At 51.9% G+C, this 26785-nt stretch carries 22 protein-coding genes; 19 read left to right on the forward strand and 3 right to left on the reverse strand.

The window, feature by feature from the left end; all coding sequences use genetic code 11:
* From PEH01S_RS06540 to rbsK, 5 genes are read left to right on the forward strand one after another with little or no spacing between them, the layout of a single operon-like run.
* On the forward strand, positions 1-885 hold the full coding sequence (locus PEH01S_RS06540; RefSeq protein ID WP_025848628.1) for a carbohydrate ABC transporter permease: 885 nt from the start codon (positions 1-3) through the stop codon (positions 883-885).
* Positions 886-915: 30 nt separating this feature from the next.
* Complete coding sequence (locus tag PEH01S_RS06545) at positions 916-2367, forward strand: extracellular solute-binding protein (protein ID WP_127484337.1); 1452 nt, start codon at positions 916-918, stop codon at positions 2365-2367.
* Between the two features lie 58 nt (positions 2368-2425).
* Complete coding sequence (locus PEH01S_RS06550; RefSeq protein ID WP_127484339.1) at positions 2426-3583, forward strand: ADP-ribosylglycohydrolase family protein; 1158 nt, start codon at positions 2426-2428, stop codon at positions 3581-3583.
* Between the two features lie 28 nt (positions 3584-3611).
* Positions 3612-5717: an ADP-ribosylglycohydrolase family protein gene (locus PEH01S_RS06555; RefSeq protein ID WP_174807108.1), complete on the forward strand. Its 2106-nt coding sequence runs from the start codon at positions 3612-3614 to the stop codon at positions 5715-5717.
* 42 nt (positions 5718-5759) lie between these two features.
* Positions 5760-6650: a ribokinase gene (rbsK, locus tag PEH01S_RS06560; RefSeq protein WP_127484341.1), complete on the forward strand. Its 891-nt coding sequence runs from the start codon at positions 5760-5762 to the stop codon at positions 6648-6650.
* Between the two features lie 50 nt (positions 6651-6700).
* Here rbsK and PEH01S_RS06565 read toward each other — a convergent pair whose 3' ends face one another.
* Complete coding sequence (locus PEH01S_RS06565) at positions 6701-8398, reverse strand: methyl-accepting chemotaxis protein (RefSeq protein ID WP_127484343.1); 1698 nt, start codon at positions 8396-8398, stop codon at positions 6701-6703.
* Between the two features lie 426 nt (positions 8399-8824).
* Here PEH01S_RS06565 and essC point away from each other — a divergent pair, with 426 nt between their 5' ends.
* The 7 genes from essC to PEH01S_RS06600 all read left to right on the forward strand — a co-directional run bounded on the left by essC (position 8825) and on the right by PEH01S_RS06600 (position 17036).
* Entirely contained in the window at positions 8825-13444 is a 4620-nt protein-coding gene (gene essC, locus PEH01S_RS06570) for a type VII secretion protein EssC (RefSeq protein ID WP_127484345.1), read from the forward strand.
* A complete protein-coding gene (locus PEH01S_RS06575; protein ID WP_025848614.1) occupies positions 13437-13688 on the forward strand; it encodes a hypothetical protein in 252 nt (83 codons plus the stop codon). The genes essC and PEH01S_RS06575 overlap by 8 nt, the downstream gene beginning before the upstream one ends.
* Before the next feature lie 29 nt (positions 13689-13717).
* The gene (locus PEH01S_RS06580) at positions 13718-14020 is read left to right on the forward strand and encodes a WXG100 family type VII secretion target (RefSeq protein ID WP_010496611.1); all 303 of its coding nucleotides are present in this window, start codon (positions 13718-13720) and stop codon (positions 14018-14020) included.
* Positions 14021-14048: 28 nt separating this feature from the next.
* Complete coding sequence (locus PEH01S_RS06585; RefSeq protein ID WP_127484347.1) at positions 14049-14351, forward strand: pore-forming ESAT-6 family protein; 303 nt, start codon at positions 14049-14051, stop codon at positions 14349-14351.
* Positions 14352-14430: 79 nt separating this feature from the next.
* On the forward strand, positions 14431-14622 hold the full coding sequence (locus PEH01S_RS06590) for a hypothetical protein (protein WP_025848609.1): 192 nt from the start codon (positions 14431-14433) through the stop codon (positions 14620-14622).
* 42 nt (positions 14623-14664) lie between these two features.
* Positions 14665-15447 (forward strand): hypothetical protein, encoded by a 783-nt coding sequence (locus tag PEH01S_RS06595; protein WP_127484349.1) that lies wholly within the window; start codon positions 14665-14667, stop codon positions 15445-15447.
* A 14-nt stretch (positions 15448-15461) separates the two neighbouring features.
* Positions 15462-17036, forward strand: a complete 1575-nt coding sequence (locus tag PEH01S_RS06600) for an Mbeg1-like protein (protein WP_127484351.1) — start codon at positions 15462-15464, stop codon at positions 17034-17036.
* A gap of 58 nt (positions 17037-17094) precedes the next feature.
* Here the strand turns inward: PEH01S_RS06600 and PEH01S_RS06605 are convergent, their stop codons facing one another.
* Entirely contained in the window at positions 17095-17961 is an 867-nt protein-coding gene (locus tag PEH01S_RS06605) for a TIGR02452 family protein (protein WP_127484353.1), read from the reverse strand.
* A 24-nt stretch (positions 17962-17985) separates the two neighbouring features.
* Complete coding sequence (locus PEH01S_RS06610) at positions 17986-18477, reverse strand: NADAR family protein (protein ID WP_025848601.1); 492 nt, start codon at positions 18475-18477, stop codon at positions 17986-17988.
* A gap of 548 nt (positions 18478-19025) precedes the next feature.
* On the opposite strand from PEH01S_RS06610, the gene PEH01S_RS06615 reads away from it, so the two are divergent.
* The 7 genes from PEH01S_RS06615 (at position 19026) to PEH01S_RS06645 (ending at position 26744) form a co-directional block, all read left to right on the forward strand.
* Entirely contained in the window at positions 19026-20291 is a 1266-nt protein-coding gene (locus tag PEH01S_RS06615) for a class I SAM-dependent methyltransferase (protein WP_127484355.1), read from the forward strand.
* A 3-nt stretch (positions 20292-20294) separates the two neighbouring features.
* A complete protein-coding gene (locus tag PEH01S_RS06620) occupies positions 20295-22880 on the forward strand; it encodes a metallophosphoesterase (protein WP_127484357.1) in 2586 nt (861 codons plus the stop codon).
* Positions 22881-22956: 76 nt separating this feature from the next.
* Positions 22957-23286, forward strand: a complete 330-nt coding sequence (locus PEH01S_RS06625) for a PD-(D/E)XK nuclease family transposase (RefSeq protein ID WP_127484359.1) — start codon at positions 22957-22959, stop codon at positions 23284-23286.
* A gap of 165 nt (positions 23287-23451) precedes the next feature.
* Positions 23452-23907: a DIP1984 family protein gene (locus tag PEH01S_RS06630; protein ID WP_127484361.1), complete on the forward strand. Its 456-nt coding sequence runs from the start codon at positions 23452-23454 to the stop codon at positions 23905-23907.
* A gap of 473 nt (positions 23908-24380) precedes the next feature.
* The gene (locus tag PEH01S_RS06635; protein ID WP_127484363.1) at positions 24381-24602 is read left to right on the forward strand and encodes a hypothetical protein; all 222 of its coding nucleotides are present in this window, start codon (positions 24381-24383) and stop codon (positions 24600-24602) included.
* 39 nt (positions 24603-24641) lie between these two features.
* Positions 24642-25757 carry a slipin family protein gene (locus PEH01S_RS06640; protein WP_127484365.1) on the forward strand — a complete coding sequence of 372 codons (1116 nt, stop codon included), beginning with the start codon at positions 24642-24644 and terminating at the stop codon, positions 25755-25757.
* Between the two features lie 264 nt (positions 25758-26021).
* A complete protein-coding gene (locus PEH01S_RS06645) occupies positions 26022-26744 on the forward strand; it encodes an amino acid ABC transporter ATP-binding protein (RefSeq protein WP_025848587.1) in 723 nt (240 codons plus the stop codon).
* Positions 26745-26785: the final 41 nt, after the last annotated feature.

Here is a 26785-nt window from a genome sequence, read left to right on the forward strand (position 1 = left end):
ATGGTAGGCAAAAAAATAACCGTTTCCAAACTAGTGATCGGCCTGCTGCTGACGCTCCTGACGCTGACGATGTTCGTGCCGATTGTAAACTTGTTTGCCAGAGCGTTATCGCATCCGGACCGCGTTCATCAGCTGAAAGGCTATGATCTGCTGCCTAAGGGGTTCTCGCTGATCAATTTTCAAGTCGTTCTCGGCAATCCGATTGTCGGCAAGGCGCTGCTGAATTCGCTGTTTATTACCGTGGTCGGTACGGGCTTGTGCATCTTTTTTACGACGATTGCGGCTTACGTCTTAACGCGGAAAAACTTGGTCGGCAAAACCCCGATTATGATTTTTCTGATTATCATCATGATTTTCGAGCCGGGGATCGTTCAGGAATATATGGTCATGAAGGATCTGCATCTGCTCGACAGTCTGTGGTCGATGGTGCTTTATCGGATGATCAACGTGTACTACTTGATTATTATGATGCGTTTCCTGGAAGAAATTCCGGAGTCCTTGCTGGAGGCGGCCAGAATTGACGGCGCCGGGCACATGACCCTGTTTATCCGGATCGTTATGCCGCTGGCGCGCATACCGCTGCTGACGATCGGGATGTTCTACGCGATTGCGAAGTGGAACGAGTTTTTCAAATCCAGCATCTTCTTGTCCAGCCGCGAGAACACGGTGCTGCAGGTGCTGCTTAGACAATTCGTTGTGGAACGGGACACTTCGACGTTGGTCGGCGCAGCGAATCTGCTCCAAAACAACAATATCGCGCAGCTCGATTTCTCTTCGCTGAAAGCGGCTACAATCGTCATTGCCATGATTCCGATTCTTATGCTCTATCCTATTATTCTGAAGTATTACACCAGCGGAGTAATGGATGGCGGCGTCAAAGAATAAACCACACAAGACATTGGGGAGGAAATAGAAATGAGAAAAATGTTCACCCTGCTTGCCGCAAGCTTGCTGGTCGTCTCCACCGCGTGCAGCTCCGGCAGTTCGACAGCTCCGGGCGGTTCGGGCGCGGCGCCGTCGGGCGACCAGCCGGTCACGATTACGATTGTCGACAAGGACCTGCAGCCCGACGATAAATTGCTCAAAGGCATCGAAGAAGGCATGAAAGCCGAAGGCAAAAACGTGAAGCTGCAGCTCGTTCCCGTGCAGAGCGGCACGTACTCCGAGAAGCTGGGCCTGCTGCTGCAAAGCGGCAACATTCCCGATCTGATTTATTTCCAAGGCGGCGACTACCAGTTCGCGGTTACCCAAAACATTCTGGAAGATTTGACGCCGTACATCGAAAAATCGACGCACGTGAAAGCGTCCATGAACCCGTACAACCAGGAAAGAACGAAGAACTATCCGTATCTGGTATGGCTGTCGCCGACGAGCAGCTCGGTTCCGGTCGTGCGCCAGGATTGGTTTGACAAGACGGCTTCCGGCAAGGAGCTGCTGGTTAACCCGACCGTGGACAACTACTATAACTTCTTCAAAGAGCTGAAAGAAAAGAACGGCGCCAAATTCGCCTATACGACAGCCGGTACGCTCGACGAGCTTGATGCGATGTTCGGGCAGGCGTTCGGACTGACCTCCACTTGGCTGAAAGGCGAGGACGGCAAGTACGTATTCGGCAAAACGACCTCCTTCGAAAAAGACAAGCTGGAGTTTTACGCGAAGCTGTACAAGGACGGCCTGCTCGATCCCGAATTCCTGACCAAGAAATGGGACACGAAAGAGAAAGCGTTCTACGACGGTCAAGCGGCGATTATCGCCGGAACGCAGGGCAAAGTCATCGACATTTACAACACGAAATCGACGTCGCAGAACGGAGCCGCCGCGAAGGTAATGCCTCTGCCGCCGGCAAAAGGGAAAGGGCAAGGCTACATCCCGGTCGACGTAAGCAAGGAGAGCCGCGGCTTCGCGATTGCCAAAACGGCCAAAAACAAAGAGATGGCGTTCGCCGTTTTGGAGTATTTGGCCAGCCCGAAAGGCCAACTGCTCGATAAGCTCGGCATCGAAGGCGAGCAATATACCGTCGTCGACAACAAAATCAAGCTGACGGCCAAGTCGGCCGAATGGTACCCGCGGTTCGTCGAGTCGACCGTGAACTTCAAGCCGGAGTTCGACCCGTCGACGCCTTACCTGTCCGAGCCGGCGGCGAAATCGCTGGAGATGATGTCCAAGCTGTCCAAAAAAGACAACAGCTTCATCATTCCTGCGGAGCTTGCAGCCAAATGGGACGCCTGCAACGCGCTTTACAAAGAATTTGCGGCCAACGTGGTGACGGGCAAGAAAACGATCGCGGATTTCGACCAGTTCGTGCAAGCCTGGAACGCCGCAGGCGGCAAGGAAATAACGGATTACGCCAATCAAACGATAAAATAAACGGCCGGTCAAGTGCGGGGCGGGAGCCACGCACTTCCTGCGGAGGGGAGAGGAACTGATGCTGTCTTTTGCGGATCGGGTGAAGGGTGTCGTCTTCGGGACGGCGTACGGCGATGCGATGGGCGCGGTCGTGGAGAAAATGACCTATGGTCAAATTAAAGAAAAATACGGCCGCGTCGAAACGACGAAAACGAAGTGGTGGAAGGCGGATTGGCCGGAGACGGCGCGGCTCGGCCGAATGCGCGGCCAAGGCATCGTGACGGACGATACGCTCATGACGCTGGCGCTGATGAACGTGTACTGCACGGAGCGTCGTCATCTGGACGCCTACGATATGGCGAACGAATTTGTGAAGGAAATTGCCTTCCGGCCACGGTATATTCCGGAGTTCGGCAGAGAGGCGCTTATTTTGGACCGGTTGTTTTATCCCGAGAAGCATATTTTCAACCGGCACGTGCTTGCCAATTGCGAGCCCCGCGAGGGCGGTTACGGCAATATGGTCAACTGCGGAGCGGCCATGTACATCGCTCCTGTCGGGATCGTGAACGCCTGCAACCCGAAGGGCGCATACGACGAAGCGATTTTGTTCGCCTCCGGCCATCAAATCAGCTACGGGCTGGAAGCGGCGGGCGTGATGGCCTGCTGCGTCGCTAAGGCGTTCGAGCCGGGCGTCACGGTGCATGATGTGGCGGAGACCGCGGTGCGGTATGCCAAGGATGGCACGAAGCGGGCCATTTACGCTCTTTGCGAGAAGGCCCTGCTTCTGCAAGCGGATAAAGCGGACCGGGACAAGGTTGTCCATGCTTTACACGAAGTGATGGCAGTCTACTCTCCGATGCGCGACGACGTCAACCGGAGCATCGATAAAGTCGGCATCCCTTCGAATCATTACACGCCAAGCCGGTTGTTCTCCATCGAGGAGCTGCCGCTGGCGCTGGCTTACATGGTCCTGCACGACGGCGATTTCCTTGAGGCGGTCAAGGACGGCGTAAGCTCCGGCCGCGATACCGATTCGATCGGCGTCATGATCGGCGCCATTCTGGGCGCGATGCAGGGCGCTCGGGCGATTCCGGCCGACGAAATCGCGGTGCTGGAAGAGGTCAATAAGCAGGATATCGAAGGGAGCTGCGACCGGTTTATCGAAGCAGCCGCGGCGATTATCCAGGAGGATCTGGAATTGAACAGCAAGCGGCAGAAGTTTTTGGAAGTCCGGTAAACATTATTTTAAAGGCGGTGCACGGAACATGATTCCTTCGAATTATTTAGAGAAAGTTTACGCAGGGTATTTGGGCATGAATATCGGCATAAGGCTGGGCGCGCCGGTGGAGCCGACGATCTGGACTTATGAGCGGATTAAAAACACGTACGGCGAGATAACGGACTACGTAAAGGAATTCAAAAATTTCGCTGCCGATGACGACGCGAACGGCCCGTATTATTTTCTGCGGGCCTTGTATGACGATGCGGTCGACCGCGATATTACCCCAAACGACGTGGCCCGCGCCTGGCTGAACTACGCCCGCGAAGGCATCGGGATGTTCTGGTGGGGCGGCTATGGCGTCAGCACGGAGCATACGGCTTACATCAACCTGAAGAAAGGAATTCCGGCCCCGCAATCCGGCTCGATCGAGCAGAACGGGCTCATCATCGCCGAGCAGATCGGCGGGCAAATTTTTATCGATACGTGGGGCTTGGTCAATCCGTGCAATCCGAAGAAAGCCGCCGATTTCGGCGAGGCTGCGGCCCGCGTCTCGCACGATGGCGAGGGGGTGCTGGGGGCGAGATTTTTCTGCGCGGCGATCTCCAAGGCGTTCGAAACATCGGATATCCGCGAGATTATCGAAGCGGGGCTCGGGCAAATTCCTGCGAATTCGCTCTATGCGCAGGTGGCGAGAGCGGTGCTGGAATTCCATGCGCAGCAGCCGGACGATTTCCGGGCATGCCGCGATATGCTCGAAAGAGACTGGGGCTACGACAAATATACCGGCGTCTGTCATATTATTCCAAATGCTGGCGTCTGCGTACTGGCGATGATTTACGGCCAGGGCGACTTCAACCGGACGGTGGAAATCGCCACGATGTGCGGCTGGGACACCGACTGCAATGCGGGCAACGTCGGCACTGTGCTCGGCGTCGCCTGCGGCCTGGAAGGCATTGCGGACAAGTACCGCAAGCCGATCAATGATTCCATCGTGATGTCGGGCATCTCCGGCTACCTGAACATACTGGATATTCCTACGTATGCCAAGGAATTGACGATTCTGGGCTACCGTCTCGCGAAGGAGCCGTGCCCGCAGGAAATCGTCGACAGCTTTACGGAACGCGACGTTTATTTTGATTTCGAGCTGCCGGGCTCGACGCACAATATCCGGGTATCCGATCCGTTCTTCTGCCAGGCGCGGCATTCGACGGAGAAAGCTTTCCGGGGAACCGGCTCGCTCGAAGTTGTGTTTGACCGCATGACCCGCGGCGAGAAGTCGAAAATCTTTTACAAGCCTTTCTACACCCGCGCCGATTTCAGCGACGAGCGGTATTCGCCGACGTTTGCGCCGAGAGCGTATTCGGGTCAGAAAGTATCGATGAGCATTTATCTGGATCAATGGGGCGGCAACGAGACGATGGGCATCGCTCCTTACGTCCGGCTGCATAAAAGCAAGAGAGAGCTCGTCCAAGGCTATATCAAGCTTGTGAACCAAGAGTGGATTGAGGTGGAGTTCGTCATTCCCGATTCGGAAGGCGAGCTGATCGACGAGGTCGGTATCGTGCTCGAATCGTATTCGACGCGCAAGCCGAAAAGCCTCGGCCGCATCTTTATTGACGAATTCCGGATTTCCGGCAAAGCCGACTACACGATTGATTTCCATAAACAGTCGGGCGATTTCGGCTGCGTGACGCCTTTTGCCCATAATCACGGCGCCTGGAGCCTGGTGGACGGCTCGATGTATCTGATGACCGCCGAGCCTAGCGAAGCGTATACGGGCAACTATTTTGCCACGGATTATACCGTAACTGTGAACATCAACCCGCAAATTGGCGATTCGCATCTGGTGGCGGTTCGCGCCCAAGGAGCGATGCGCGGGTATCACGCAGGCTTTGACGGCAAAGATCAAGTCTCCCTCTACCTGAACGATTTCGGTTATACTAAACTAACCGGAGCCAGTTACCCCTGGCAGCTTGGTCAGAACTATGAATTCAAGGTGACGGTGCAAGGGCAGGTCATCACGCTGTTCATCAACGGGGAGCAAATTCTGCAGCATACGGACGGTACGTTCGGCTACGGCATGTACGGGGTCAGCACCCTCGGCGCGGCGAGGGCCTACTACAGCAATATTCGAGTCACGGAGCTCTAGAAGTCCGGTCCGGTGAATTTGTAACGAAGAGGGCGGAATCCGATGAAAATTATGGTTGTCGGCAGTGCAAATATGGATATGGTTATGCGGACAAGCCGTCTTCCCGAGATCGGGGAGACGATGCGGGGTGACGGATTTTTCCTCGCGCCCGGCGGCAAAGGGGCCAATCAAGCGGTAGCTTGCGCCAAGATGGGCGCCGAAACGTGGTTTATGGGGAAGGTGGGCGAAGATATTTTCGGCCAGTCCCTGATCGACCGGCTTAGCGGCTTCGGTGTGCGCACGGACTTCCTCAAGCGCGAGCAGGGCGTCACGACGGGCGTGGCAGCCATCACCGTATGCAACGGAAATAACAGCATCCTTCTCGACGGCGGCGCCAATAACGAAGTCTCTCCCGGTTATATCCAAGGCTACAAGCAAGAGCTGCTTTCGTCCGCGGCTGTGATGCTGCAGCTGGAAATACCCATGGAGACGGTTTACGAGGTGATTCGTCTGGTGAAAGGCCAAGTGCCGATTTTCCTGAATCCCGCGCCAGCGGTTCCGACCGAGGATGCGATGTTGCAGGGAGTCGATTATTTTACGCCGAACGAAATCGAATGCCGCCTCTACACGGGTGTCGAGATCCGGAGCACCGACGATGCTTTCGAGGCTTTGAACAAGCTGCGGGACAAAGGGATCCGCTATCCGCTCATTACGCTCGGAGAAAAGGGCATCGTGTATTATAACGGAACGGAGAACGTATACAAGGAAGCGCGCAAGGTTCAAGCCGTCGATACGACGGCGGCCGGGGACACGTTCTCCGGTACGCTGGCCGCGATGATTATCGCCGGCAAAAGCATGGACGAAGCGGTGGATATCGCCCAGCGCGCCTCGTCCATTGCAGTGACACGCTTGGGAGCGCAGGACGCGATCCCTATGTTGTCGGAAGTTTTATAGGTTGGTCTAAGCACTTGCTTGCCTAAGCAGGTGCTTTTTTGCGAACAGTCTTACAGCCGGAAGCGGCGAATGCTCTCGCGAAGCTCTGCTGCAAGCAGCGTAAGCGACTCCGCGCTGCCGGAGATGCGTTCCATCGAAGCGAACTGCTCGTTCGAAGCTGCGGCGACGCTTTCCGTGCTGTCGCTGGAGGTCTGGGCGATCATCGCCGTGGACGTAACCGAGGCGGTAATCTGCTCCGTGGTCGCCGCCATTTCTTCCGCCGTGGCGGACACTTCCTGAATATGACCGTTCAATTGCTCGATAGAAGCGGCAATGTCCCGGAAGCTGCGGCCGGAGTCGCTCACCAAATGGATGCCTGCCGTAACCTGCTCCGTAACCTCGCGGATCGCTCCGGCCGTATCTTTCGTTTCCCCTTGAATCAAGTGGATGCGCTGGGTAATTTCCTTGGCGGCCGCTTCGGATTGGGTAGCCAGCTTCTTTACCTCGGCCGCGACGACCGCGAAGCCTTTGCCGCTTTCCCCGGCTCTTGCCGCCTCAATCGAAGCGTTCAATGCCAGCAAATTCGTTTGGTAAGCGATCTCGGAGATTAATTTCACAATGCCTCCGATTTCGTCGGAACGTTTGCTCAGCCGTTCCATACGTTCCGAGGTCTGCTTGGTTGTTGTGGAAATGGCGTTCATCTGCTCTTCCGCTTCGTCCATCGACACCGTGCCTTTCACCGCATTGGCGGCTGTCAGCTGGAACTGCTCCGCCATTTCCGAGGTTGCCTCCGAAATCCGGCCGATCCCTGCGGCCATTTCTTCCATCACGACGGCGGTTTCCTTCGAGGTCGTCAGCTGCGCTTGCGCTCCTCCGGCTACCTGCCGGGAGGCGTCGGCAATCTGCTGCGCGGCGATCGTCGTTTGACTGGCGTCGGCCGCTAGCGAATCGGCCAGCTGCGCGACCTGCTGCGAAGCTTCCGAAGAGCGGCTGATCGCCGTATGAAGCTCGCGGACCATGCGATTCAGGGCGTCGGCCAGTTGGCCGGTTTCATCGCGGCTTTTCACGGAAAGCGGCGGAACGGTCAGGTCGCCGTCCGCGACCCGTACGATACTGCCGGTGACCAGACGCAGCGGGCGGGCAATCAGAAGGAGGAACAGCGTGCTGATGCCGATGGCGACCGCCACGCTGATTCCGAGAATGACATACACCCATATTAAGCTATCGCGATATGCTTTTTTTGCTTCCAGTGCGGAGGTTTCAGCCTGCTTGTGGTTCCATTCGACCAAACTGGTCAAATGCTTCTGCATTTCGTCAAAAATACGGTGGCCGGCATCGATCAGGATCATGGCTTGCTGGGGGTTGCTGCGGCTGGTGACTAACGTTTTTTGCGTGTTCTTTTTGAATTCGTCCCAACTTTCCTTGAAGGAAGCAAAGTTGCTTCGTTCTTCGTCGGCTGTGATCTGGGACTCGTACTGCTGCACCGTCGATTCGACCAAGGCGTAGCTTGCGCCGATTTCATCCTCTAGGGTTTTGCGCGCTTGAGCATCGCTGCTGTCTTTGTGGCGGAACACCAAATTAAGCACATGCTCCGTCTCGAAATAAATCCGGTTGATTTCTTTCACCTTGGGCATCGAGTTTTCGGTAACTTGCTCTACGCGGTTTTGGATAAACATCATACGGTTTAAAGCAAGAACGGCGGTGATGGTAGTAAGGAGCAACATGGTAATAAAACCCAAAGAAAGCTTTCTACTGACAGTCCAGCGCATCGAACGAGCCCCCTCGGCTATGCTATTTTTATATTGGATATGGTTTTCAGAATAAAACCAATTCGACAATCCAATGGTAAATTCCTTCTTATTCCAGCCCGATTCGCAGCCTTAGCGTCGGTTTTTGTATAAAATTTCTATAAATTCTGTACCATCCGGACGAATAGAATCTGCCATCCTGAGGTTAAGGTTGAAATCGACGGCCCAAAAGAAGCTCATCTGAAGATGATTCGTTGCTATTTGTCGAACAAAATTATCTATTGCAGATTTTGGCAGAAAATGATATTATACAACCAATGATCGAAGCGGAAGCACCGCCTTATTCATGTGTATTTGACCATGGATAGGGCGGTTTTTTTTGTGCTCTATGTGGGAAATTTTGTAAATATTTGTCCGATTGTCTGTTCGAAAGAAGGAGGGTGACCTATGCAGGTATCGTTGCTAAAGGAAAATGAAGTCCATACATGCGTACTGCCTGAAAAGAAGTCCGGGCAGTATTGGGTCACTCAAACGAACCTTCTGGGGTATGTGGAACGGGTGATCGGCATTGAAGGCGCGGAAGATCAATGGATTCTCAAGTCGAATCAACATGCGGTCGTCATAGATGCCAACAGCCGCAAAGTAAAGGAGCTTGCCGTCGAGCCCCTGACGATCTACAGCATCCTTTTGAAGAAAACAGATGAGATTGCGATTCTTTTCGCCGAACCGGTATCTGCCGATCGAAAAGTATTCCGAAGATACAGCTTGCCCAGTAGAGGGAAAATAAAGATCGGCCGCGCGGACGGCTGCGAGATCAGGTATGCGAATAAGTATACCTCCTCCGTACATGCGGAGCTGTTCGTTTCCGAAACGTCAATCGCGATCCGGGATACGGGCAGCTCGAACGGAACGTTTGTGAACGGGAAGAGGACGACGGAGCAGATTCTTAAACCGGGAGATATGATTTATATCATCGGCTTGAAGATCATTGTCGGCAGCGGATTTATTGCTACGAATAATCCGGACGGCCAGTTGAGCTGCAATCCCGATGTCCTAAGACCATGCGTTAAACCGTATCCTACGGTTCCAAATACGGAGGATGAAATCGACGAAGAAGTGCCCGAAGGCGATTTGTTTTACCGTTCTCCAAGGTTTATCAAGGAAATCGACCGTGTCGAGATCAAGATTGACGCTCCGCCGCCCCAGGTGAACCTGGAGCAATCTCCGCTTATGTTAATGCTCGGTCCGTCCATTACGATGGGCATGGCCTCCTTGTTCACCGGGCTGTATTCTCTGCACAACGCACTGCAATCCAACGGCAAAATCATGAACGCCATGCCGACCCTTGTTATGTCCTTCAGCGTCCTGCTGGGTACGATTCTATGGCCCGTTTTGACCAGACGGCATGAAGCCAAGAAGAGACTCAAGCAGGAGAGAATCCGGCAGGAGAAATACAAGCTTTATATTCAAGAGGTTCGACAAAAGATCCGGGATGCCGGAGAACGCCAGCGCCAAGTCCTGCACGAAAATCTGATTCCTCTTGAGGAATGCGTTTCGCGAATCAAGCTGCGCAAGCGGACTCTATGGGAGCGAACCCGCAGACAGGACGATTTTTTGAAGGTTCGACTTGGACTGGGCAATCTGCCGCTTCAGGTCCTGCTGAAATTTCCCGAGAGAAGATTTTCCGTCGAAGACGACGGGCTTCAAGAGGAGCTGTACCAGCTCATGGAGGAGCCGAAAATGTTGGAGCAGGTTCCTATACCGCTTTCGCTTACGGAAGATTGGATTAGCGGGATGATCGGCACGAGGGCTGAAATTATCGATGCGGCCAAGGGGCTGATTGTCCAGCTTGCGGCGCTCCATAGCTATGATGAATTAAAGCTTGTCTTCATCTATGACAAGAAGGAAGACAAAACGTGGGAGTTTGCAAAATGGCTGCCTCACGTTTGGAGCGAAGATAAGTCCATCCGCTTTATCGCGACGGAGCCGGGAGAGGTGAAGGAGCTTTCGGTCTTTTTCGAAAAAGAAATTGCCAGAAGAGAGAGCATAGCTGCGGAGGAAGAGCTTAAGGAGGTCGTACCGCACTACGTCGTCTTCGCGATCGATAAGAGCCTGACCGGCAAGGCGGAGATGATGAACGGTATACGGAAGCAAAAACAAAATCCGGGCATTAGCGTGATCCATCTTTACGACGAGCTGAAAAACTTGCCCAAAGAGTGCTCGCTGGTCGTGGAGTTTGAAGGAAATCATTCGAAAATATATGACAAAGACGATACTTCCGGGAAGCATATTGCGTTTCAGCCTCATCTGTATACCATTCAGGACGAGCTTCAGCTTGCCGTGCAACTGGCCAATATTCAACTGGATACTTCGGGAGGGGGCTATACGCTGCCTGCCGTGCTGACCTTTCTCGATTTGTTCGAGGTGGGGAAGGTCGAGCATCTGAATGCGCTGACGAGGTGGCGGGATAACAATCCTGCCTTATCGCTCCAAACTCCGATCGGGGTCGATACGACCGGCGAACGCTTTTTCCTGGACTTGCATGAGAAGTACCACGGTCCTCATGGCTTGGTTGCGGGGATGACCGGTTCCGGGAAAAGCGAATTTATGATGACGTTCATTCTTTCGCTCGCCGTAAACTATCATCCGCACGAGGTGGCTTTTATTCTGATCGACTACAAAGGCGGCGGTATGGCCGGCGCGTTTGCGAGATTGCCTCATCTGGCGGGAACGATTACGAACCTGGACGGTGCGGCGGTTAAGCGGTCCTTGGTTTCGATTCAGAGCGAGTTAAAGCGAAGACAAGCGATCTTTAGCGAAACGGGCAAGCTGCTGAACATGAGCAATATGGATATCTACAAATATCAGAGGCTGTTCCGGGATGGGAAAGTCATGGAGCCGCTGCAGCACTTGTTTATCATATCGGACGAGTTCGCGGAATTGAAGACGCAGCAGCCTGAATTCATGGAACAGCTGGTTAGTGCAGCGCGGATCGGCAGAAGCTTGGGCATTCACTTGATATTGGCGACCCAGAAGCCATCCGGGGTAGTGGATGATCAGATTTGGAGCAACAGCAGGTTTCGAATTTGTCTTAAAGTGCAGGAAAAGGCCGATAGTATGGACGTGATCAAAAGGCCGGATGCGGCCGAGCTGTCCGTCGCCGGACGGTTCTATGTCCAGGTGGGGTTCAACGAGCTGTTCGAGCTTGGTCAATCCGCCTGGGGAGGGGCACCTTATTACCCGACGGATCGGGTTGAGAAAGCAAGGGATGAGAGCGTGACCGTCATTGACAATCTGGGACGCGTCGTGAAACAAGTCAAAATCGATAAACGCAAGACACGGTTCCACAACCCGGCCAAGCAATTGGATGAAGTGAACCGCTATTTGGCGGACATTGCTGAAGAAGAACGCATTAGCGTCCGTCCGCTCTGGCTGGACCCGCTTCCGGAATTCATCTATCTCGACGAGCTCAGAGAGAGCCAGCCGGTTTCGCAACAGGCCCGCGGTATACTGAATCCGTTGATCGGCCAAGTGGACGATCCCGCCAACCAGCGGCAGTTTACGATGACATTTCCGCTGTCCAAGGAAGGAAATGCGGTCGTTTACGGTGCGGCGGGAAGCGGGAAAACGACCTTCTTGACCACGTTGCTGTACTCGTTCATGGAGGAGCATACGCCGTCCGGGCTTCATGTCTATATTTTGGATTTCGCTTCCGAAACCTTGCACGCCTTTTCCAAAGCGCCGCATGTGGGCGATGTCCTGCTCTCGCACGAAGCGGAGAAAGTCAATAATTTGTTCAAGATGCTGTATCAAGAGACGGCTGACCGGAAAAAGCGGTTTGCAGATTATGGCGGCGATTACCAGTCTTACATGAGATCAGCACAAAATGCCGTTCCATCTATTGTCGTTGTCGTTCATAACTATTCGGCGTTTGCGGAGCTGTTCGAGGACAAGGAAGAAGCGATGGCTTATTTAACAAGGGAAGGCTTGAAATACGGTATTTACTTTATTTTGTCCGCATTGAATACAGGCGCAGTCCGGTACCGGGTGTTGCAAAATTTTAAACAATTGTACGTGCTGCAGCTTAACGATGCCGCCGACTATTCGAGTGTGCTCGGTCATGTGGAAGGTGTCTACCCCTCCAAGTTTAAGGGGAGAGGCATCATGAAATCCGATCGGGTATACGAATTTCAAATCGCGCACACGCATCGCGATGTGGAAAGCCGCTTCGAGCATATTCGCAAGTATGCCGAAGATTACGCCGCGAGATGGACGGAGCCGGTCGCAAGAAGAATTCCGATCCTGCCTAAGCTCATTGATGCGAATTTCTTGATGGAAGAGATCAAGCACGGCAGGACCGGGAAGATTCCGGTAGGCGTGGAGAAGAACAGTCTGCAGACGGCTTGCTTTCACTTCGATCAGCATTACATTCAGCTTGTGCTGTCTCAAAATAACGACAACGCGGGCTTTATTCAAGGGCTGGCCGAGGTCCTGTCGGCTAAAGCGGAAGCCGAGGTTGCCGTCATCGATCCGGACAATAAGCTAGTGAATGACGAGCTCAAGAACTATACCCATTATGGAAATCCATCGGATTGGGATCAAGTTGTGGCACAGTTATTTAACACCCTCGTTCACCGCAACAATGCGTACAAGGATGCGATGGCAGCCGGCGAACCGGTTCCGGCGTTTGCCAAGCAGACTTGGATCATTCACTCGTTGGCAAGCTTGAACTCGCGAATCTCCGAGGATTCCAAGGATAAGCTTCGGGTTCTTCTGGAAAAAGGCGAGGCGGCGTATCGGGTGAATTTCATTATCTGCGAACGCGTTTCGTCGATTTCGTCCGTATCCTACGAAGCTTGGTTTAAGGCGAAAGTGATCCCCAATGAGGGGATTTGGTTGGGGAACGGCATAGCGGATCAGTATCAGCTCAAGATCGGGAAGCTCACAAGCGAGCTGTACCAGGATATCGGAGACGACTTCGGCTATATCGTGACGAACGGGAAGCCGGTCCTCATGAAGCTGGTGACTTCCCCCTTGCATCTCAAGGAGGACGATTCCGATGGATAAAATATTGGTTGAGGTATTTGTACCGGCTTTAGCCAGGACCTATGACGTATACATCCCTCTCACGACCAAGCTTTGGGAAGTCGAGACGTTATTAACCGGCGCGATTGCCGAGTTATCCAACGGTTATTTTGCCGCAACCCGCGATACCGTTTTATGCGAGAGAACAACCGGTTCCGTTTTGGATATTGGCATGTCAGCTCAAGAATCGGGGCTTCATCACGGTTCCAGGCTGATGTTAATATAAAAACCTTTATTACCGAGAGGAGAGTTGGCATGGCAAGAAAAATTGTCGTAGATCCCGCAAAGCTGGAAGCCGCAGCTAAAAACATGGATGGGCATGCCGCCGAGTATCAGCGTTTGTATGACCAGTTGTTTAACGAAGTGAAGGCCATGGGCAACGCGTGGAAGGGTCAGGATAACATCGCTTATACGACGCAAATCGAAGGATTCCGCGATGATTTTGAAAATATGAAAAAGCTGATGGAGCAATATTCCGAGTTCTTAAAGCATAGCGCCCAAACGTATCGGACGACGCAAACCGAAATTGCAAACTCCGCCAAAAAATTAGCGAACTAATCCATTCCCTTTAAGGAGGCCAACGACGATGTCTATCGAAGGAATCAGCATATCTACCGCAGAGGTCACGCAAACCGCGGCAACGATCCGGACACTTAACGGCAGCTTGACCGCCAAGCTCGAAGAGATTAAGAAAGAAATGAACGGTCTGACGAGTTCTTGGGATAGCGATGCCTCCCGAACCATCCAGGACAAATTCAACGCGAATGCCCAAAAGTTTAGCGATTATCGGGCGGTCGTGGACTCTTATGCGGCTTTTTTGGATAATACGGTTTCGAACTACGATGCAACCGAAACGACCATTAACAGCAACGCCGGCCAGTTCAAGTAATGTCTGATCCGGTATGGAGGGTGACAGGAGTCTGTCGCTCTCCGTCGTCTACAATCCATGGATACGAAGAGGGATGCGCATGAACGCGGCAGCAGATCGGGAAGCAACCGCCATTATTGAAGAACTCAACCGAATTAGACGGGAACTGGAAAGCGTAGCGCAGGAATTAAAAAGCTTGAAGGGAATCAGCGCCGACTATTGCTCCAGAAGATTGACACAAATTTCAAGCGAGTACAGCGAGGTCGTTCAAATGCTGTATCGATTGAGATAAAGCCCTTCATTCAGTCTGTTTTCATGGAGGTACGGATCGGGAATGAACTTTAATGGAAGGCTGGTGCTTCGAATCGTGATGGTGCTATCGCTTGTATCGCTTATGGGCTGCGGTCAGAAGTATAAGGATGCCGAAGAAAAAATGACGCAGTATTTAAACGAAAAGTATGGCGAAGAGTTCGTGGTTGAAAACGTCGGAGGCGGGTATGGGTCGGGGATATTTTCAACCGATACGATCAAAGCGGAGGCTTATCCCCCAAATTCCCCAAGGCATCGATTTAGAGCCGAAATTACGAAGGACTTTAGCAAAGTATGGGACAACTATATGAACATAATTATGGCCGACAAGTTCGATGAAAAGATGATGAAGGTATCTCAAGAGGTTTTTGGACAGAAGGAATTATGGGTTAAGACACATCTGGACTCGGGTGGTCTATCTTTTCCAGCCCGCGATTTGAATAACAAAAACATGAGTATTGAAGATTACTTTAAGGCTGAAGCTATTAATGGAATAGCCGTTGATCTGTTTATGAAGAGCGAACCCAATGTTGACAAGGAACGCGAAGCCCAAAAAGTAGACAAATTGGTAGACCGAGTATTGGCATTAGAAGAATTTAAGCACGGGTTTATTTCGGTATTTTATTTAAAACCGTCCGTATTTGAGCAGGTTAGCACGGAGTTTAATACGGTAGGCGAAGCACTTCATTATTACACTCGGAAAGAAATGAGTTACACTCATACGTTTGCCAAAATTTCCGAGGCAAAGAAGGTATATTCCGTCCAAGAGATATTAAGCCATTTTGACTGGGAGTATAAGAAGTTTTAAGGAAGGGGGATACCATGACCGCGACCGTTACCGAAGTAGATAAAGCAATCCTTTCTGAACTGGTGTACTTGAATATAAAAAATAATACCGATTTAAACAAAAGTTTGCTTTCCGGGACACTCACCGTAGGTGAACTCGTAAACACGTACAAGAACGCTTTCGAATCGTCATTTAAAGAGGTAGAAGGCCAATTTAAAACAAAGGAACAGTTTGAAGCATTTAAGCACGCAATTGAAAGTTTATCTCAGGATTCTTCGAAATATTATCATTGGAAAATAAGTCATATCGATGACGATAATGCGACAACAGGTTTTGTAGCGTACACGTTTGAGCCGGAGCCCGGTCAAGCGGTGTTTGCCTTCCGGGGAAGCGAAGATATTGCCAAAAAAGAATTTCGGAACGATTGGAAAAACAATGCGTCGACTTCGTATGAAGCGGAAAGCGTCCAACAATATAAAGCCAGATTGTATATGGAGTCGCAAGCAAAGCGGTACAACAACATAACGGTAACGGGTCATTCCCTCGGGGGAAACCTTGCATTGTATGCAACCCTAACAGCGACTAGTGAAATCCAACAAAAAATAGCCAACTGTTCTACATTTAACGCCCCTGGCTTCAACAAGGAATTTACCATTACTTATCAACATTCAATCCAGCATATGAGGGGAAAAATTCAAGAGTTTCAGAACAGATATGATTCCGTTTCTTCTCTTTTTTACAATCCGACGAAACCGATCATAATCGAAACTTCAGCCCAAAAAGGAACGCTGCCTGATTTATTCAATATGGACCATCATGCCCTTAAGCACCTCGTAAACGATAATGGTACCTTAATAAGGGATAGTGTCCAAAGTAAAGAGTTTGAATATCGCATGCTGTCCAATCTTACGCAAGGGATTCAAAAGCTGCCTAACCCGATGCTATACGAAACCGTGGAGCTCATTTTCGCCGTCTGGAACGGCGATATCGATAAGGTTCAATTAATGAAAACGGCAGGTATTCTAGCGGCAACCAATGTTCCTCAAACCATGATTACCGTAGGAGCGATGCTCAAAGCGGTAGAAATTACGTTTGTCGCTACCGCGTTTGTCACAGCTGCCCAGATTGCTGCGGAAGTTGTAGATGAGAAGATCGTTCAGTTCAAAACGTGGGTGACGCATAAGTTCGACGATTTGTTTGAACAAGCCGGACTTGGAGCCATCCTGAAAGAGAGGTTTCACGACTTTAAGCAGCGGGTGTATGCCGAAGTGCATGATATCGTCAGCAGGGTTTCGAAGTTCGTCAAGGATTCTTGGCCTACGTGGAAGCAATCCGGCATTCAGCATGAGGATATTCGCGTGAACATGATGGAGCTCAGAAATTGGGCTTCCCGCTTACAAGCGGTTCAGAACCAGATCATGCATGTGGACCGCAGACTCGATACGCTGGCAAGTCTTGTCGACTGGCAGCAGCGTATATCGGTAACTTGGATCGACTACAAAGTGGGCTATAATCAGGATTTGAGAAGATGCATCGATTATTTGCACCGTGCGGCAGACGAGCTTGAACAATGCGAGCGTACAATCACGCAAAAAGCGTATGCTTTTTAATAAAAATTAAAAGCGCCGGCACTTCCCGGGCCGACGCCTTCGTTTATTTCCAAGGTTACTATGGCTCCAATGCCTTTTTGAACTCGTTCAACGTCCGTTTATCTGCCGAGTTATCCAAGATGGCGAAGACGATTTTATCGAACCAGGCGGCACGACCTTCGTCGATTAGCGCTTGCTTGAAAAGGCGGGCGACATCCTTGGGGTTATTGCGGAAGACGCCGCAACCATAGGCGCCAAGAATAATAGCACGCTGTCCGTGGGCAGCCGCAACCGCCAAAATAAAGCGAATCCGCTCCAGCATGACCGAATCGATCTTGGCCGTATTTTCCGGTTCGCGCTCCCGGACAACTCCGGCGTTTACTGCAGGAGCGGTAATCATGGAAACCAAGTAAGGCTCCGGCAGGAGGCCACCGCGATCCTCCCGGAATACCGGCACCTTTGGGGAGTAGATCATATAATCCGAATAAAAGCAGGTTTTGAGGCTTCGGTTATGGTTGTACATTTCGGTCATCTGGGAAATGCACGGATACAAGGCGGATGAGCGGGCCAAGCTCTCTTCCTGCGCCTGACTTCCCCCGAGGAAGCCTCCTCCGGGATTTTTCGCGGAGGCAAAATTCAGACAGACGGTCTCCGCCATTCCATCTTGCGCTACAAGCCGTTGTGCCGCTGCCAAGGTCGATTCGTTTGTCACCTCAATGCGAGACGTGTTCCCCGTTAAGCGACCGTTGAGAGCACTTGCTTCTTTCAAAATATTCGGCAGCCGATCGGGCGCATAGAGGACGGACTTCGCAACGGCCGCCTCGACCTCGTCCCGGATCGTGATTTGTGCCCCGGAGGGGCTGGTGTAGAAGCCCTGCTCCAAAACGTCCAAGGTTTCTTGGGCGATCTTGGATCGGATTTCTCGGTTATGGGTAGATGTGTTCATCTTCGTTCACTCCGTTCGTTCTATTCAGGTTGCTTCTTGATTTTCCTTCAACAAGTTCTCGCGCAGCTGTGTCAAAATGTGCCCCAGCGCATTTTTGCCCTGCCAGGTTCTTCTGTCTTGAATCCTCGGGTCGTCTTCGGATAGCCCTACTCCCCAAATCCGGTCCGTCGGGCTTGCTTCGACCAAGGTCGTTCCTTTCGTCTGAAGCAATTGCTCCAGCAGATGCGGATTCTGCGTAAATTTCGCGTAGTTGCCGTCATACACAAATTTCTTACCGTAGTTGTCCCATTGATCTTTATCAAAGTTCCGGACCAGACGGCCCAGCTTCTTTTGCTCGCGGGGCGTCGTGGCCTGCAAGATCTTCTCCGCCGTCTCCTGATCCCCGAACAGTATCGCTTTTTGATACATCATGTACTGCTCCGCACAGTTGAATTCCACTCCATCCACGACAAACCGGGACGGATGCCATTGAGAAAAAGGGGACTCAGTGCGGTAAAAAAACGTAAATTTTTCTATCATCATCAGCTCTCGCTTTCACTATTAAATTTGGACTGCTGACGGCATTGCAGGCTTTAAGAAAATACCGCTGCCTTCATCGGCTGCGCTCACAAGGAGGGGCACGACCTTGGATTCGCTTGAGTTTTGTTGGTCTTTCGATATTTGCCAATTGATAATATCATAATGACATTATATAACGGCAACAGCACCTCGTGTCAAGATCAAATCGAAAAAATGTTAAAACCTAGAGATTTTCTTGACAAAATATGGACCGCCGCTTATGATTTCACTAACTATTATCGAAGGAGGTTGGATGAGGGTGCTTAAAGGTCAATCGTTTTATTCCAGCTTGAATCAAGATGAGCGCAACACCTTTCATCAATTGCATACGCAGCAGCGCACCCTCATCGGCCTTACCGGTCTGTCTTAATAGTGAAGCTTGATGCCGATTTCAAACAAGTTGACATCAGGCTCATTTATCCAATCCGGCCATGGACCTCTGAGTCCGTGGTCTTTTTGTGCTTAACCACGACCGGGCACAATTTTATTCCAAGGGGAAGATGCAGATGGCGATCATTCAAGTGAGATCCACCAACCCGAAGCTTTCGTTTATCATCAAAAAAAATCCGGAGTCCGGCATGATTCTTCGTTCGATCCGCAAGGGGATGGCCTACGGCTGGTACGCGGATGGCTCCACCTACAACGTGTACTTTAAGGATGCGGACAATGAGATTTCCTATAAGCAGCATGAGCACGAGGATTTTGAATATTTGAACGTATCCCGCTATAACACGCCGTTGTTTCCGCTGAACGCGCTGAACGAATTTTTCTCCGCGCCGCTGAAATCGCAAGACGAGCAGGATATCGATGGCTATGAGCATTCGTTCCATATCAACATGATCCATATCGAGCTGGTGCGGTACATCGAGTTTTTTGAGAAGCATCTGACCGACTTTACGTTTGAGCTGAAGCATCAGGCCCACAAAAGCTACTCGCTCACGATTACGACGCGCAAAAGCCTCCATCAGCTGCTGCATGTCGTCAGCGTGCTGTGCTTGTTCCTGTCCATGTTCGGCAACGAAAACATCGATATTTCCGACAGCATTCTGGACAAATACATTAAGAGCATTCAAGCGATTGACGCGCCGTTCTACATCCGCAGCTTGTTTGCGCGGAATTTCTTATCTTCCAGGGACCGGTTCAAAAAATATAAAGGCGAGCTTGAGAAAACAAGCCGGTACGCCATTCGGTTCGATTATGGAAGCACCGCTCTTCAACGAAGAAACTATATCGCCAGCGCCCTGCCTTTTAATAAATCGATCCTGGACGTTGGCTGCGGAGAAGGCTTTTATGCGCTTCCTTTTGCCGCAAAGATCGAGGGCAGCTACTACGCTGTCGATATCGACGAACAGCTGCTGGAATCGGTCAGCCGCAAGGCGCAAGCGCGAGAACTCGATAACCTGATCACGTTTCGTTCGATCGAGCATTTCTTGGAGGAGTACAACGGCGAGCAGGTCGATGTCATCCTGACGGAGGTTATCGAGCATATGAGTCAGGACGAGGCTAAGGCACTGATTCAACGGATTTGCAAGCAGGTGGACTTCGAGCACTTTATTATTACGACGCCGAATTCGGATTTCAATCCGTTCTACGACTTGAGCGGGTTCCGGCACGACGACCATAAGTGGGAGATGGGGCAGGAGGAGTTCCGGGAGTGGTTTCTGGAGATCATCCGGGAAACGAGCCTGCACTATGAATTCGTCTCCGTCGGTGACGGGGTCAACAGCATCCAGACGACGCAAGGCGTCATTCTCAAGAAAAGGGGGGCCTAGCCAGTGGAGATCCAAACGAGGGTTCACACTATTTTTATGATGATCGGATCGACGGAATGCGGGAAAACGACGTTCGCCAACGAAGTGCTGATTCCCGGGCTGCGGTTCGAGGACGTGTCGAAACCTTTTAAAGCCAACGTGCAGTATCTTTCTTCTGACAGTCTCCGTCAAGAGGTTCTTGGCTTTGCCTACGATAAGTACGATCAATTGATGCTGGAGGCGAGCGAGCAGGCGTTTCATCTGTTGTTCGAGAAGCTGAAGATGGTGACCTCGTATCCCGTCAATGCGGAATTCGTGATCGTGGATACGACCGGATTGTCGGAGGACTTCCGGGCGAAGGTTCGTGAGATTGCCCATGAGAATAACTATAACCTGGAGGTCGTCCTGTTCGATTACCGCAAGCGGGAGGATTACTACGCCTCCGAGCGATCGAAGAAACTGATCACCAGCCACATTAACCGGCTGCGCAAGGACGTTCTCGGTTCGCTGGCCAAGGAAAAGTATGCCAAAATTCATAAGGTGCGCGCCAAAGATTTTTACTCGGTAACGGAGCAGCGGGCCAATCCGGACTACAGAGTCGTGATCGAAGATAAAGAGGAGTACCTGTCGACCATTCTTCCGCAGGATCAAAAGGTGATTATCGTCGGCGACGTTCACGAGTGCGTGGATGCGCTGCAAGGTCTGCTGCTGAGCTACGGCTACCAGATCGAAGCGGGAAAGCTGGCCGTAACGGATAAAGTGCGGAATACGAAGGTGCTGTTAGCCGGCGACTGGATCGATAAGGGGAAGCGTACCAAAGAGATCGTAGAATTTTTGTACGACAATCAGGAGCATTTCTTATTCGTCCTGGGGAATCATGAGAATTTCGTCTATAAATATTTGCGGGGCGAAATTCAAGGCGCCGATTCGGAGCTGCTTCGCACGTATTTCGATTCGACGGAAGTATTGCGGAATGATGCGGAGCTGCTGGAGAAGTTCAATCATCTCGTTTCCATTTCGAAGCCGTTTTACCGGTCGATTGGCATCAAAGGAGCATCCTTCTACGTGACCCATGCGCCGTGCCGGAACAAATACATCGGGAAGCTGGATGCGAATTCGATGCGTCATCAGCGCAGCTTCCGGATTAACCGGGAGGCACCGCTGGAGGAGCAGCTGGCTTTTCTGAACGAAGAAGCGGCGAAAAATCATCCGTACCACGTGTTCGGGCACATTGCGGCGAAGCAGGCGTTCCGGATCAAAAGCAAGCTTCACCTCGATACCGGATGCGTGCACGGGAACGCGCTGACCTCGGTCAGCATTTCGTTCAAGCCTTTCTTTAAAGCCCACAAGTCCGGGCAAGCGGTCATGACGGACGAGCTTCCGACCTTGTTCCGGGAAGAGAAAAAAGTATCCGTGCAGGAGCTGGGCGACGAGGAAATTCGCAGACTGCGCTATGTATCGCGCAATAAGATCAACTTTATCTCGGGAACGATGTCCCCGGCCGATAAGGACGTAGCTGCGGGCGAGCTGGAGTCTTTGCAGCGCGGCTTGGATTATTTTGCCGAACGGGGAGTCCGTCAGGTGGTGCTGCAGCCGAAATATATGGGCTCCCGATGCAACATTTATTTGCATAAGGACCGGGAGCGATGCTTTGCCGTAAGCCGGAACGGGTATAAGATCAATCAGGTGGATCTGACCGGTATTTACGACCGGCTGCTGCAAAAATTCGGCGGCTACATGGAGCAGAACGGCGTCTCTATGATGCTTTTGGACGGAGAGCTGCTGCCGTGGAAAGCGCTCGGAGACGGACTCATTGAGCGGCAGTTCAAGCCGATCGCGAAGGCATTGGAGAGCGAGTTGGAATTTCTGAAACGCAACGGTTTTGAACAGGCTTTTGGCAAGCTTACGGAAGAGTACCGCGCCAGCGGGTTTGAAAAGGATCAATTCCACCTCGCTAAAGCTGCCCTGAGCGACAAATACGGGGCAAGCGTGTATCAAAACTATAAATATGTCCATGACATTTTGGAAATCTACGTGCCGCTGGAGGAGCATGCGGCCGCCTATGAAACGTATAAGAAGCAGTTGGAGCTATATGCCGAAGACGGAGAGCTGGAGTACAAGCCTTTCGCCTTGTTAAAAGTCGTGTACGACAGCGGCGAGGAGCAGCTGCCGGACTGGAGCACTTCCGAGATGTACCGTTTTCTGTCGGACGACGAGTTTGTTGTGCTCGATCTGTCGGAGCCGGAAAGCCGCGAGAAGGCTCAGCAGTTCTTCGCGACGTTAACCGTCGGGAACCATATGGAAGGCGTCGTGATCAAGCCGGAGGTCCCGGAAGACCGGTCGGTCCCGTATATGAAGGTCCGCAATCCGGAGTATTTATCGATCATCTATGGATACGATTACCGGTTCCCGCATAAGTATGGCAAGCTGATGAAGCAGAAAAACATTCATTCGAAGCTGCGCACCTCCATGAACGAGTATAGACTCGGCAGCCAAATGCTCTCTGTGCGATTCGATGAAATCGCGCCGGACCATGAGACGTATAACGCAATCGTCGCCAATCTGCTGTTTGAAGTGGCCCGGGAGAAAGAAATCGATCCCAGGCTGTGAGGGAAGGGGTCGGCTCCGGCGGGCTTGTGAGAGCGGAGGCCCTCGGTTGGTTCGCGCCTGTGCGTAGAGGTATTCCTTGCAGGCCGTAGGCGGTTCATACGTCTACGGTCTGCCGCACCCCAAGAGCAGCGTATGCTTCCGAATCGAGTTTGCTAAAGCAAACTTTGAGGAGGAACTAGCAATGGATACACCGGGGCTGAAAAAGGCAATGACGACGCTGGAGTTTTTAAACCAGAACAAGGAAGCACGGGCATTGTACGAGATGCGCAAAAAAGCGCTGCTTGATGAGCAATCCGCGCTGGATTATGCGGAATCGCGGGGCAGGGCAGAAGGAAGACTTGAGGGTAAATTGGAAGGGAAGCTGGAAGGGAAGTTGGGGATTAGAATCCTGATTCGTTTCCCTTGATGACAAGATCGGAGCTGCTGCCCCGGTCTTTTTTCTTTTTCATGAAAAACTTTCCGCCCGTTGTAATACTTTCGCCATGTTCGTTTCGGCGCAAATCAGCGAAGATAGATACATAAGGCGCTGACATCTATAAAGATTAAAATTCAATACCCAAAGGTGATAACGATGAAATTAGCCGAAGCTTTAATGAATAGAGCCGATTGCCAAAAGCGCATCGAACAATTGAAAGTCCGCCTGAGCCGCAGTGCCAAGGTGCAGGAAGGGGAACATCCGCCGGAGGACCCGAAGGAGTTGTTCCAAGAAATGAACGACACGCTGCAGGAGCTGGAATCCTTAATGACCGCGATCAACCGGACGAACGCCCAAACGGTGCTGCACGACGGAGTTACCCTTGCCGATGCTTTGGCGAAGCGGGACATTCTGGCGATGCGCCGCACGATGATCCAAGAGGTCATTAATGCCGCGGCGATTAAGCAGGACCGGTACAGCAGGTCGGAAGTGAAATTCATTCCGACAGTCCATATTGCCGAACTGCAAAAGCAGGTCGATCAGTACTCCAAAGCTTACCGTGAGCTGGATACCGGCATACAGGAAATGAACTGGAAAACCGAGCTGCTGTAAGGAACATACGAGTTAGTAGGTAGCCTTTTGTCTGAAGGCGAGCGCCACCCGCCAACTGGGCAAGTTGGACTCCTGGGTGGATGTGAGGGGCCATGTCCGCAGGTTCGATTCCTGCCTTGACGATTTAAGCCCAGAACATCTTACAAGCGTACCAATTCTTGTGATTGTAACGACCGGGTGCTGATTCAGACAAAACGGCGAGGGCGGGAACGGGGAACTAACGATGATACGCGTCTGAGACGCTCTATCATACATTTAGGTTGATGTACGGAAGGCGTACCGAGGCAGGGATTTCCTACGATCCCGCAGTGCCCGCGCATCCTATGCGCCGGTATCCTGTACGGCCGATCCGGCATGAATCTGCCATTCTATTGGGTTCGAATCCCAAATCGTGTGGGACGATTAAGCTCCGTGGGGAGCACTCGACTTTTAATCGAGCGAAAATGACATGCTGTGACCTACAAGGAATCCTAGTGGCTTCCACAGCACACTGCGTCCGGGCTTTGCAATCCGCGGATACCGGACGGAGCAACCGGAAAGGCGACCGCCAAGGAGACGGCAAACGGGAGAACGGCTGCAATGGAGCCGATCCGAAGTTCGTCAGCTTCGAAGCCGGAAGCTTCGGCTCCTCCGTTCTTAAGCGGGATTCCGTCAGGGGCGCAGGAGGGTTCCTTTCGCAGGTCACCAACCAATGAAAGGCAGCTCAGGTATGAGCTGATGAAGGAGGATTTACCATGTTTAAAAAAGTAACGATTCAAATCGACGAGCGTGGCTTACTGTTCCGCAAAGGAAGCTACGATAAATATTTGCCGCCCGGCACGTATCGCCTCTCGCCTTTTTCCGATGAAACGGTTGTCGTTCTCGACATAACGAAGCCTTTTGCGGTGGAGGGGAAGGACTTGCAGTTGTTCCTTCACGATGACCGGCTCTTGCGGGAGCTGGATGTCATTGAGGTGCAGGACCACGAATATGTGCTGCATTACGAGGACGGCAAATTCGCCGGGCTGCTGACGGCCGGACGATATGTGTTCTGGAACATATTGAAGAAGCACACGTATGTCCGGGTGGACATTCGCCAGCCCGAGCTGCCTGCGGAGGTCGATCTGGCGATCCGGCCCAAGCTAATGGCCTATTGCCAGACGTTCGAGGTGGCGAGCTACGAATCGGGCATGCTGTTCTATAACCATGTGATGCAAAAAGAGCTCAAGCCCGGCAAATATTATTTCTGGAAAGGGCCTACCGCCGTCGCCGTGAAGACCGTAGACCTGCGCCAGCAGCAAATGGACATGACCGGCCAGGAGATGATGACCGAAGACAAAGTGACCTTGCGGCTCAATTTCGTCTGCCAGTACAAAATCGTGAACCCTCTGCGCGCTTTGGAGATCAAATCGTTCGAGGAGCAGATGTATATCCAGCTGCAGCTCATTTTGCGGGAATATATCGGCACCTTGAAGCTGGACGATCTGCTGAAAATGAAGCAGGAAATCGCGGCCTTCGTGCTGTCCCGGCTGAACGAGAAGAGCCAGGATTACGGCGTCGCCTTCGTATCGGCCGGCGTGAAGGATATAATCCTGCCCGGCGATATCAAGGACATCTTGAACACGGTGCTCCTCGCCGAGAAGAAAGCCCAGGCCAACCTGATCACCCGGCGCGAGGAAACGGCATCGACGCGCAGCCTGCTCAATACCGCGAAGCTGATGGACGAGAACCAGACGCTGTACCGGTTGAAGGAGCTGGAGTTCCTCGAAAAAATCTGCGAGAAGATCGGCACGATCTCGCTCACCGGCGGCGGCAACCTGCTGGAGCAGCTGAACTCGCTGCTGGGAGACAAAAGCGCAGGAAAAGTGTAATCGATAGGTTTAGCAGCGGGTCGCCTCGGCGGCTCTCTTTTTTGTCCTTTCCAATGATTTCCACAGCCTTCGGTCCTCAAAATCGGGTATGCTTTATATACATGGCGTATAAAAAGGGAGAAGCTTTTTTCGTTCTATCGGCGAATAGATTGTAAGCGGTTTCTATATTACTATTTAACCAGGTAAACTTTTTGGGGACAAGCTGCAAGACAAAAAGAATGCGCTTTCTTCGCAACATAGACTATCCCGCAAGGAGGTTAATCCATGATTCAAGTTAACACCTTGGTCAAGTCATTCGGCTCCGTTAACGTCCTGAAAGGCATCAATTTAAACGTACAGGAAAAAGAAGTCGTCGTCTTGCTTGGCGCGAGCGGCTCGGGGAAAAGCACACTGCTGCGGTGTCTGAACTTCCTCGAAATTTATGACGACGGGGAAATTTATATTTTTGGGGAAAAGCGCGACCCTCACAAGTCGAACCTGAATCAGATCCGGCAAGAGGTCGGCATGGTGTTCCAGCATTTTAATCTGTTTCCCCATAAAACGGTACTGGAGAACGTGATCGAAGCGCCGATTCATGTGAAGAAGATCAAAAAGAAAACGGCCATCGATACCGCGTACGACTTGCTGGACAAGGTGGGGCTGAGGGATAAGGCGCATGAATATCCCGGCATGCTGTCCGGCGGGCAGAAGCAGCGCGTCGCCATCGCCCGGGCGCTCGCCATGGCGCCGAGAGTGATGCTGTTCGACGAGCCGACCTCGGCTCTGGACCCCGAGCTTGTCGGCGAGGTGCTTCAAGTAATGAAGCAGCTTGCCAAGGAGGGTATGACGATGATCGTCGTCACCCATGAGATGGGCTTCGCCCGCGAGGTAGCCGACCGCGTCGTCTTCATGAGCGACGGAAAAATATTGGAGGAAGCCCATCCCGAACAATTTTTTGTCAATCCGCAGACGGAACGGGCTCAACAGTTTTTGCGCAGTATCCTTTAAAAAGCAACGCAGCCTAAGACCAACTTACAGGAGGAATGTGT

Source organism: Paenibacillus ehimensis NBRC 15659 (assembly GCF_004000785.1).
In the GTDB taxonomy this organism is placed as follows: Bacteria; Bacillota; Bacilli; order Paenibacillales; family NBRC-103111; genus Paenibacillus_G; species Paenibacillus_G ehimensis.

What these genes read in the sequence shown, in the direction of transcription:
- PEH01S_RS06575 (WP_025848614.1), top strand. Translation starts at nt 13,437, where the DNA reads ATGGATAAAATATTGGTTGAGGTATTTGTACCGGCTTTAGCCAGGACC.
- PEH01S_RS06600 (WP_127484351.1), top strand. Translation starts at nt 15,462, where the DNA reads ATGACCGCGACCGTTACCGAAGTAGATAAAGCAATCCTTTCTGAACTG.
- PEH01S_RS06585 (WP_127484347.1), top strand. Translation starts at nt 14,049, where the DNA reads ATGTCTATCGAAGGAATCAGCATATCTACCGCAGAGGTCACGCAAACC.
- PEH01S_RS06550 (WP_127484339.1), top strand. Translation starts at nt 2,426, where the DNA reads ATGCTGTCTTTTGCGGATCGGGTGAAGGGTGTCGTCTTCGGGACGGCG.
- PEH01S_RS06645 (WP_025848587.1), top strand. Translation starts at nt 26,022, where the DNA reads ATGATTCAAGTTAACACCTTGGTCAAGTCATTCGGCTCCGTTAACGTC.
- PEH01S_RS06590 (WP_025848609.1), top strand. Translation starts at nt 14,431, where the DNA reads ATGAACGCGGCAGCAGATCGGGAAGCAACCGCCATTATTGAAGAACTC.
- PEH01S_RS06540 (WP_025848628.1), top strand. Translation starts at nt 1, where the DNA reads ATGGTAGGCAAAAAAATAACCGTTTCCAAACTAGTGATCGGCCTGCTG.
- PEH01S_RS06615 (WP_127484355.1), top strand. Translation starts at nt 19,026, where the DNA reads ATGGCGATCATTCAAGTGAGATCCACCAACCCGAAGCTTTCGTTTATC.
- PEH01S_RS06640 (WP_127484365.1), top strand. Translation starts at nt 24,642, where the DNA reads ATGTTTAAAAAAGTAACGATTCAAATCGACGAGCGTGGCTTACTGTTC.
- PEH01S_RS06555 (WP_174807108.1), top strand. Translation starts at nt 3,612, where the DNA reads ATGATTCCTTCGAATTATTTAGAGAAAGTTTACGCAGGGTATTTGGGC.
- PEH01S_RS06545 (WP_127484337.1), top strand. Translation starts at nt 916, where the DNA reads ATGAGAAAAATGTTCACCCTGCTTGCCGCAAGCTTGCTGGTCGTCTCC.
- PEH01S_RS06630 (WP_127484361.1), top strand. Translation starts at nt 23,452, where the DNA reads ATGAAATTAGCCGAAGCTTTAATGAATAGAGCCGATTGCCAAAAGCGC.
- essC (WP_127484345.1), top strand. Translation starts at nt 8,825, where the DNA reads ATGCAGGTATCGTTGCTAAAGGAAAATGAAGTCCATACATGCGTACTG.
- PEH01S_RS06565 (WP_127484343.1), bottom strand. Translation starts at nt 8,398, where the DNA reads ATGCGCTGGACTGTCAGTAGAAAGCTTTCTTTGGGTTTTATTACCATG.
- PEH01S_RS06580 (WP_010496611.1), top strand. Translation starts at nt 13,718, where the DNA reads ATGGCAAGAAAAATTGTCGTAGATCCCGCAAAGCTGGAAGCCGCAGCT.
- rbsK (WP_127484341.1), top strand. Translation starts at nt 5,760, where the DNA reads ATGAAAATTATGGTTGTCGGCAGTGCAAATATGGATATGGTTATGCGG.
- PEH01S_RS06595 (WP_127484349.1), top strand. Translation starts at nt 14,665, where the DNA reads ATGAACTTTAATGGAAGGCTGGTGCTTCGAATCGTGATGGTGCTATCG.
- PEH01S_RS06605 (WP_127484353.1), bottom strand. Translation starts at nt 17,961, where the DNA reads ATGAACACATCTACCCATAACCGAGAAATCCGATCCAAGATCGCCCAA.